Here is an 8,806-nt window from a genome sequence, read left to right on the forward strand (position 1 = left end):
AGAGTGGAGTGATTGGGTGGCGAAGCTTCCTGTCGAAAAGATGCGCGAACTGGAACGCCGGTTCGGCGAGATCGAGGCGCGCATGTCGGAGGGTCCGGCTGCCGATGTCTATGTGAAACTGGCGTCGGAATATTCCGAACTTCAGCCGGTGGTCACCAAGATCCGTGAATATGAAAAGACACTGGCTGAGGTCGCAGACCTGCGTGCGATGCTTGTCGACAAGGCGACCGACCGCGAGATGCGCGAACTGGCCGAGATGGAGCTGCCGGATGCGGAAGAGCGCATCGAGCAGCTGGAAAAGGACATGCAGATCCTGCTCCTTCCCAAGGATGCAGCCGACGAGCGCAGCGCTATCCTGGAAATCCGCGCCGGCACCGGCGGCAACGAGGCGGCGCTGTTTGCCGGCGACCTGTTTCGGATGTACGAGCGCTACGCCAGCGCCCATGGCTGGAAGGTGGAAGTGCTGTCTGCCAGCGACGGCGAAGCGGGCGGGTTTCGCGAAGTCATCGCCACCGTCACTGGCCGCGGCGTGTTTTCCAAGCTGAAATTCGAAAGCGGCGTGCACCGGGTGCAGCGCGTGCCCGATACGGAAACGCAGGGGCGCATCCATACGTCGGCAGCGACGGTCGCGGTTTTGCCCGAAGCGGAAGAGATCGATATCGAGATCAAGGCGGACGACATCCGCATCGATACAATGCGGGCATCGGGCGCCGGCGGCCAGCACGTCAACACCACCGATTCCGCTGTGCGCATCACCCACCTGCCGACGGGGCTGGTCGTCACCAGTTCGGAAAAATCGCAGCACCAGAACCGCGCGAAAGCCATGCAGGTCCTGCGCTCGAGGCTCTACGACATGGAGCGCCAGAAAGCCGACAGCGAACGCTCTGCGGACCGCAAGAGCCAGGTCGGTTCCGGCGACCGGTCGGAGCGCATCCGCACCTACAATTTCCCTCAAGGGCGCGTGACCGACCACCGTATCAACCTGACACTCTACAAGCTCGACCGGATGATGATCGGCGAGATCGACGAAGTCGTCGATGCGCTGATCTCGGATTATCAGGCGGGACAGCTGGCGCAGCTCGGCGAGCAGCACGGATGAGCCAGCAACCGGCGTCTGTGTTGAAGGCGGTGGTGGCGGATGCAAGGGCGCAGTTTGCCGCAGCAGGCATCGCCGATGCGGCCATCGAGGCAAGGCTTCTGATCGGCGGCTTGCTGGGACTTTCCTCGACCGAGGTGTTCGTCGACGGAGACCGGGTGGTCGATGCCCTCGACATGGCCCGGATTGCGGACGCGGTGGCGCGCCGCCTGGGCCACGAGCCGGTTCACCGCATTCTCGGCATGCGGGCGTTTCACGGGCTGGATCTGTTGCTGTCCAAGGAGACGCTGGAGCCGCGGCCGGATACCGAACTCCTGGTCGAATGCATGCTGCCCGTGCTCAGACGGATCGTTGCGGATAAGGGCCATGCCCGCGTGCTCGATCTTGGCACCGGGACCGGCGCCATCATTCTGGCACTGCTGAGCGAGGTTCCGCAAGCGACGGGCGTCGGCTCCGATATCTCTGACGATGCGCTTTTGACGGCGACGCGCAATGCGCAACGTCTTGTTCTTGGCGAGCGGTTTCAGGGCATCAGAAGTCACTGGTTTGACGCAATTGACGGGCGTTTCGACATAATCGTGTCAAACCCGCCCTATATCAGAAGCGATGTCATTCCTGACCTGGAGCCGGAAGTTCGCGATTTCGATCCGCCGGCAGCGTTGGACGGCGGACCCGATGGCCTGGATGCCTACCGGGCAATCGCATCGCAGGCCGAGCACTTTCTCGAACTGCGTGGTCCACAGGAAGACGGCTCGTTTCCCAAGGACGAAGGGTCGATCGGCGTCGAGATCGGGTTCGATCAGCGAGACACCGTGACGCGTATCTTCGAGGACGCAGGCTTCATCTTGACGCAAGCAAGACGTGATTATGGTAACAACGATCGCGTGCTTGTCTTTACGAGAGGTGGCCCTTGATTATCCAGGCTTTCGATGTTGCAAAGCAAAAGAAAGGGCTTGGAATCCTTCAGGAAGCGAGTTAGCGTAAATCACGCATCGGGGCGGCTGGGAGTGAACAACGATTCGTTCTCGCTAAAAGGTCAACCATAGAACCGGCTCTTTTCGAAGACCGAGCAGGTTGAGCAGATCCAGTGCGTGATCAGGTAATTTGACTTTGAAAGCGGCAGGCCGCCTTGGTCGACCTGCGCATGGCACGCGAAGTCCTGTTCCGGCGATGACCGGCGGGCCGCGTGGCCTTTTATCAGCGAAGACAGAGAGTTGGTGAACGATATATGAGGCCAGGACAGCAAAACAAGCGCGGTCGGGGGCGTGGCAGCAACAATGGCGGCAGCAGCAATGGCGGCGGCGGCAGCGGCGGTGGAAACAACAATTTCAATCGCAAGGGCGGCAATCCGCTCAGCCGGTCCTATGACAGCTCCGGCCCGGATGTAAAAATCCGCGGCACCGCTCAGCACATCGCCGAAAAATACTCGACGCTTGCTCGTGATGCGCAAAGCGCAGGCGACCGTGTCATGGCCGAAAACTACCTGCAGCATGCGGAACACTACTACCGCATCATTGCTGCAGCGCAGGCACAGATGCAGGACCGTTTCCAGCATCAGGAGCGTGGCGAATACCAGGACCGCGACGGCAACTCGATCGATCAAGACGATATGGATCAGGGTGACGGCGACGATATGGGCTACGCACCACAGCCGATGATGGACGAGCAGCCACGCCGCGAGCATAACTCCAGCCAGAACTCTGGACAGCACTCAGGCCAGAATTCCGGTCAAAACTCTGGACAGAACCCGGGTCAAAACTCTGGACAGAACCCGGGTCAAAACTCTGGGCACAACCAAGGCAGCCAGTCCGGCCAGGACCAGCAGCCGCGCGAAAACCGGCGTGACCGAAACGAGCGCCGCGAGCGTCGACCGGAACGTCCCGACCGCCCAGAGCGTCAGGACCGTGCAGAGCGCGCACCTGAACAGGGCAGCGAGCAGCCGATGGAGCAGCCTGCTGCACCTGCTGCCGAACAGCCGGTCGCTCCGACACGGACCAGACAGCGCGCGCCTCAGGTCACGGAAGCTCCGGTAGCCGTTGCGCCTGTGGTCGATGGATCCGGCCCGCAGCCTGATATCGAGGGCACTCCGGTCGAGGTTTCGGTCGAAGAGGAATCGCAGACGGAAGCCACGCCACGCCGTCGCCGCACGGCAGGCAACCGTCCACGTCGCCAGACCCGCAAGGATGCCGATGCGGCAGACGGCGGCGATGCCGGCGACGGTGACGACAAGCCGGCCCTGGCAGAAGCTGGCGAATAAGCCGGTCTGACACTACGATTGATATGAAAACTCCGGTCGAAAGGCCGGAGTTTTTCTTTGAGGGGTAGCCGAATGCTCGTGCGGGAGATCGCCATGCTGCACCTGGCTCGTCTTGGATCCTGTCCCTTGCACGTTTTGCACCTGTTACCTTGCCGGTCTTACCCGGGTGCGGCGGCGAGTTGTCGGCTCGACGACATCGCGCGATCCCGGCTCGATCGACGCCGCGCCAATATCGCCTAAATCCTCTTCTCCGCGTCTTTAAATCACAAAATCGCGCTCCCATATCTTCACCAAGGCCGGTTGGCCGGCCGGGTTCGCCTTTAAAGGGAGCCCCATCTCAATCATCGGTCCGTGCCTCCATGGAGGGCGGGGCGATTCAGGAGGTTTATCTTATGAACATCGAAAAATATTCCGAGCGGGTACGGGGCTTCCTTCAGTCTGCCCAGACCCAGGCCCTGTCCGCTGGTCATCAGCAGTTTACGCCAGAGCACCTGCTCAAGGTTCTGCTCGACGACGACCAGGGCATGGCTTCCGCATTGATCGAACGCGCTGGCGGCAGCGCCAAGGATGCGCGCATCGCAAACGACGCTGCACTTTCCAAGCTTCCGAAGGTATCGGGCGGCAATGGCGAGATCTATCTTTCGCAGCCGCTGGCAAAGGTGTTTTCAACAGCGGAAGAAGCCGCCAAGAAGGCCGGCGACAGCTTTGTCACGGTCGAACGCCTGCTGCTGGCGCTTTTGATCGAAAGCTCGGCCTCGACATCGGCCAGCCTGAAGAAGGCGGGGCTGACGGCGCAGGGTCTCAACCAGGTCATCAACGACCTGCGCAAGGGCCGCACCGCCGATAGCGCCACCGCCGAACAGGGCTTTGAGGCGCTGAAGAAATATGCCCGCGACCTGACGACCGAAGCGCGCGATGGCCGGCTAGATCCGGTGATCGGCCGTGACGACGAAATTCGCCGCACGATCCAGGTTCTGTCGCGCCGCACCAAGAACAATCCCGTCCTGATCGGTGAACCCGGCGTCGGCAAGACGGCGATCGCCGAAGGACTGGCGCTCCGTATCGTCAATGGCGACGTGCCGGAAAGCCTCAAAGACAAGAAGCTGATGGCGCTCGACATGGGCGCGCTGATTGCGGGTGCCAAATATCGCGGCGAGTTCGAAGAGCGGCTGAAGAGCGTGCTGAACGAGGTGCAGTCGGAAAACGGCGAGATCATCCTGTTCATCGACGAGATGCACACGCTTGTCGGAGCCGGCAAGGCGGATGGCGCGATGGACGCGTCCAACCTTCTGAAGCCCGCTCTTGCCCGCGGCGAGCTGCATTGCGTCGGCGCGACGACGCTCGACGAATACCGCAAGCATGTGGAAAAGGATCCGGCTCTTGCCCGTCGTTTCCAGCCGGTCATGGTCGAGGAGCCGACGGTCGAGGATACGATCTCGATCCTGCGCGGTCTCAAGGAAAAATACGAGCAGCACCACAAGGTCCGCATCTCGGATTCGGCGCTGGTTGCTGCTGCAACCCTGTCGAGCCGCTACATTGCCGACCGGTTCCTGCCGGACAAGGCAATCGACCTGATGGACGAAGCCGCATCGCGGTTGCGGATGCAGGTGGATTCCAAGCCCGAAGAGCTGGACGAACTCGATCGCCGTATCATGCAGCTGAAGATCGAGCGTGAGGCGCTGAAGAAGGAAACCGACACAGCCTCGGCCGACCGGCTGGTCCGTCTCGAGTCCGAAGTGACGTCGCTTGAAGAGCAGGCGGATGCGCTGACCGCGCGCTGGCAGGCTGAGAAGCAGAAGCTCGGACTTGCCGCCGATCTCAAGGGCAAGCTCGACGAAGCACGCAACGAACTGGCCACTGCCCAGCGCAAGGGTGAGTACCAGCGTGCCGGCGAGCTGACCTACGGCGTCATTCCCGATCTCGAAAAGGAGCTCGCACAGGCGGAAGCACAGGACAGTTCCAGCAACGCGATGGTGCAGGAAGTGGTCAATCCGGATGCGATCGCGCATGTGGTGTCCCGCTGGACCGGTATTCCCGTCGACAAGATGCTTGAAGGCGAGCGCGACAAGCTGCTGCGGATGGAAGACGAGTTGGCGAAATCAGTCGTCGGCCAGGGCGATGCGGTGCAGGCCGTGTCGCGCGCCGTGCGCCGTTCGCGTGCCGGCCTGCAGGATCCGAACCGGCCGATCGGCTCGTTCATCTTCCTCGGCCCAACCGGGGTCGGCAAGACCGAGCTTAGCAAGTCGCTCGCACGCTTCATGTTCGACGACGAAACCGCGATGGTGCGCTTGGACATGTCGGAATACATGGAGAAGCATTCCGTCTCGCGGCTGATCGGCGCGCCTCCGGGCTATGTCGGTTATGACGAAGGCGGTGCGCTGACCGAAGCCATCAGGCGCAAGCCCTACCAGATCGTTCTGTTCGACGAGATCGAAAAGGCGCATCCCGATGTCTTCAATGTTCTCCTGCAGGTTCTCGACGACGGGCGCCTGACAGACGGGCAGGGCCGCACGGTCGACTTCAAGAACACGATGATTATCATGACCTCCAATCTCGGAGCCGAATATCTGACCGGTCTTCGCGAGGACGAGGATTCCGAAAGCGTGCGCGAACAGGTGATGGGCGTGGTGAAGGCCTCGTTCCGGCCGGAGTTCCTCAACCGCGTTGACGAAATCATCCTGTTCCACAGGCTGAAGCGCAACGAGATGGGTGCGATCGTCGATATCCAGCTGCAGCGCCTGCTGAAGCTTCTGGCCGATCGCAAGGTCGAACTGGACCTGGACAGCGATGCCCGCGAATGGCTGGCGAACAAGGGTTACGACCCTGTCTATGGCGCCCGGCCGCTAAAGCGGGTGATCCAGAAGTTCGTGCAGGATCCACTCGCCGAGCAGATCCTCGCCGGACAGATCCCGGACGGATCAACGATCAACGTGACATCAGGCTCAGACCGCTTGCTGTTTCGCATCAAGGGCAGCATGAGCGAAGCGGCATAAACGCAAACCGCGATCGAAAAATGAGGCCGCACCGGAAACGGGGCGGCCTTTTTCGTATCGGGGCAAGATTAGCGGCTGGCGACTTCGGCCGGCTTCGATGTGCTCTTCAGCAGCGCATCGATGCGGGTGCGCTCTTCCTCGAACCGCGCCAGCGCCTTGCCGTCGAGCGACTTGCCGCCGGGCAGGCGCACCTTCATCGGATCGACCTTGGTGCCGTTGACCACGAGTTCGTAATGGAGATGGGCGCCGGTCGACTGGCCGGTCGAGCCGACATAGCCGATTACCTGACCCTGCGTGACCTTGGCGCCTTCGCGCACACCCTTGGCGATCGCGCTCTGGTGATTGTAGGACGAGACGTAACCATTGGCATGGCGCACAAGCGTCTGGTTGCCGTAACCGCCGCTGTCCCAGCCCGCCTTTTCGACGGTGCCGTTGCCGGTGGCGATGATCGGCGTGCCGCGCGGGGCCGCCCAGTCGGAACCGGTATGCATCAAGGCACGGCCAAGGATCGGATGGTTGCGCATGCCGAAGCCTGACGTGAACCGTCCGTTCGGGACGGGATTGCGCAACAGGAACTGACGGACACTGCGGCCGTCCTGATCGAAGTAATCGACCGAACCGTCATCCTGATCCTGGAACCGGTAAAACCGGGTGGTCGTGTCGCCGAACCGGGCGTTTACATAGAGAAGTTCCGAATCCCGGCTGGCCTGGCCCTTTTCGTCCGCGACGGAGAAGAAGGCTTCGATCATGTCGGAGGGGCGCAGCTGCGCCTGAAGATCCACATTGCTAGCCAGAAGCTTGACGAGCAGGGACGTCATGTCACTGTTCATGCCGTAGGAGAGGGCAGCGCGATAGATGCCGTCATAGACGTCGGGCAATTCGCGGCCGGCGACGATGGCCGGTTGCTCGCTGAACGCGGATGCGACCGCATCCAGCATCTGCGGTTCCTTGCCGTCGATGAAATGGCCCTTGTCGTCGGCGGCAACCGTGATCTGGTGATTGCCGCGGCGATAGATGCTAGCGCGCACGACGAGGACCATCTGGCCCTCCTGGATCACGCCGATGCGGATCACGTCGCCGGCGGCCACATCCTCGCTGCCGATCCGCGACTTGAGGTAGCCGGCGATTTCGCGGGCCTTTGTATCGGGGTAGCCGACGGAGGTCATCGCCTGGGCGATCGTGGTCGGCTGACGGACCGGGATGATATCATCTGCATATTCGCGGCTGCGCGCCGTAAACGGTTCGGGCGTCGAGACCGACATGTTCTGCTCGACAATGCGGGCCGCCAGACCCGATGTCAGGTCGACATCCTCATCTTCGGAGGAGAAGCGCTGCGGGTCGACATAATAGAGTGCCGAGAGCTGGGTATTGCCTGACGTTAGCACGGAGCCGTTGGATCGGACGTTTTCTTCCACTTCCTCGAGCGTCATCGGCGCCGCATAGGCATAGGTGCCGCCCTTGACCGGGAAGGGCACCGTCTGCAGGCTGACATCGGATTCCACGTTGGATCCGTAGATCACGCCGGTGCGGCTGTTGGGCGGCGGCGGCGCTTCGCTGGAAGAGAAGATGCTGAGCGGATCGAATTTCGGATAGGCTTCCGGCGCGACGTTGTTGACCGCAAGGTTCATCTTCACATGCGCGAAGGGCCGGCGGCGCACGACTTCCTTATTGCCCTCGTGAACGACGGTGGACACTTCCATGATCCGCCGGTCGGTGGGCATGGCGACGATATTGCCACCGAGCAGACGCTTGCCGCGCGACGTGATGTCGTCGTCATGATCCGAGGGGATCGCGGCAGAGGCTTCGGCAGGCGTGGCAAGCTGCTGGCGGCCATCGAGCGCTGCAAACAGCGCGACGCCCATCAGGAGAGACGATGTAATGCCGGTCAGGAACGTTCCGGAAAGCCAGCGCATGGAAATTTCGCGCCGGTCCGGCGCGCGACGGCCATCGGCGAGGATCGGCGGTTCGTTGCCGAGCGTGCGTATCATGCTGCGGGCCGTCATCATGCCAGTCTTTGCCAGTCCCGTGATGCGTGTTCTTCCATAGACAGCAAGGGAATGCTGCCTGCAGTACCTTGGGCCAAACATGTGCCCGTTCTAGCGACATGAGTCAAACTCGGCTCGCGGGTCGAAGCCCATGGCCTTCGCGCGTACTCTATAAGGGCGAAATCACTCTTCATATGCAAAGCTCTTCCCATGCGATTGTGAAGATGTCGGGGCGGTTTCAAGGCGGGGCCAAAGACAGGGTGGATTGCACACATAAACCTAGCGCCAAATACCCCGTTCCGGGGCCTCTTTCCAGAAGATCCTGATTTTATCACGCTATATCAGCACCTTACCGTTTTCTTGAAGTTTTTGCGACGCCCCCTGTTGACTTGTTCTGGGGGTCGGATCTATAACCCGCTCACTGAACGAGGGCGGCGGCGCTGCTAGCGACGGACTTCTTTGTTTCGGTGAAAAC

At 61.4% G+C, this 8,806-nt stretch carries 5 protein-coding genes; 4 read left to right on the top strand and 1 reads right to left on the bottom strand.

The genetic code is table 11. The features are described from left to right. The first annotated feature begins 16 nt into the window (after positions 1–16). The 4 genes from prfA to clpB all read left to right on the top strand — a co-directional run bounded on the left by prfA (position 17) and on the right by clpB (position 6,346). Positions 17–1,099, top strand: a complete 1,083-nt coding sequence (gene prfA / locus IFT66_RS20805; protein ID WP_062454274.1) for a peptide chain release factor 1 — start codon at positions 17–19, stop codon at positions 1,097–1,099. Next, a complete protein-coding gene (gene prmC / locus IFT66_RS20810; RefSeq protein WP_192078771.1) occupies positions 1,096–2,010 on the top strand; it encodes a peptide chain release factor N(5)-glutamine methyltransferase in 915 nt (304 codons plus the stop codon). The genes prfA and prmC overlap by 4 nt, the downstream gene beginning before the upstream one ends. Positions 2,011–2,324: 314 nt before the next feature. Continuing rightward, positions 2,325–3,353 carry a DUF4167 domain-containing protein gene (locus tag IFT66_RS20815; protein ID WP_192078772.1) on the top strand — a complete coding sequence of 343 codons (1,029 nt, stop codon included), beginning with the start codon at positions 2,325–2,327 and terminating at the stop codon, positions 3,351–3,353. A gap of 392 nt (positions 3,354–3,745) precedes the next feature. Next, a complete protein-coding gene (gene clpB / locus IFT66_RS20820) occupies positions 3,746–6,346 on the top strand; it encodes an ATP-dependent chaperone ClpB (protein WP_192078773.1) in 2,601 nt (866 codons plus the stop codon). A gap of 68 nt (positions 6,347–6,414) precedes the next feature. Here clpB and IFT66_RS20825 read toward each other — a convergent pair whose 3' ends face one another. Then, positions 6,415–8,352 (bottom strand): M23 family metallopeptidase, encoded by a 1,938-nt coding sequence (locus IFT66_RS20825; RefSeq protein ID WP_192078774.1) that lies wholly within the window; start codon positions 8,350–8,352, stop codon positions 6,415–6,417. Positions 8,353–8,806 lie beyond the last annotated feature (454 nt).

Origin of the sequence: Rhizobium sp. CFBP 13726, assembly GCF_014841925.1 — a bacterium.
Lineage (GTDB): Bacteria > Pseudomonadota > Alphaproteobacteria > Rhizobiales > Rhizobiaceae > Neorhizobium > Neorhizobium soli.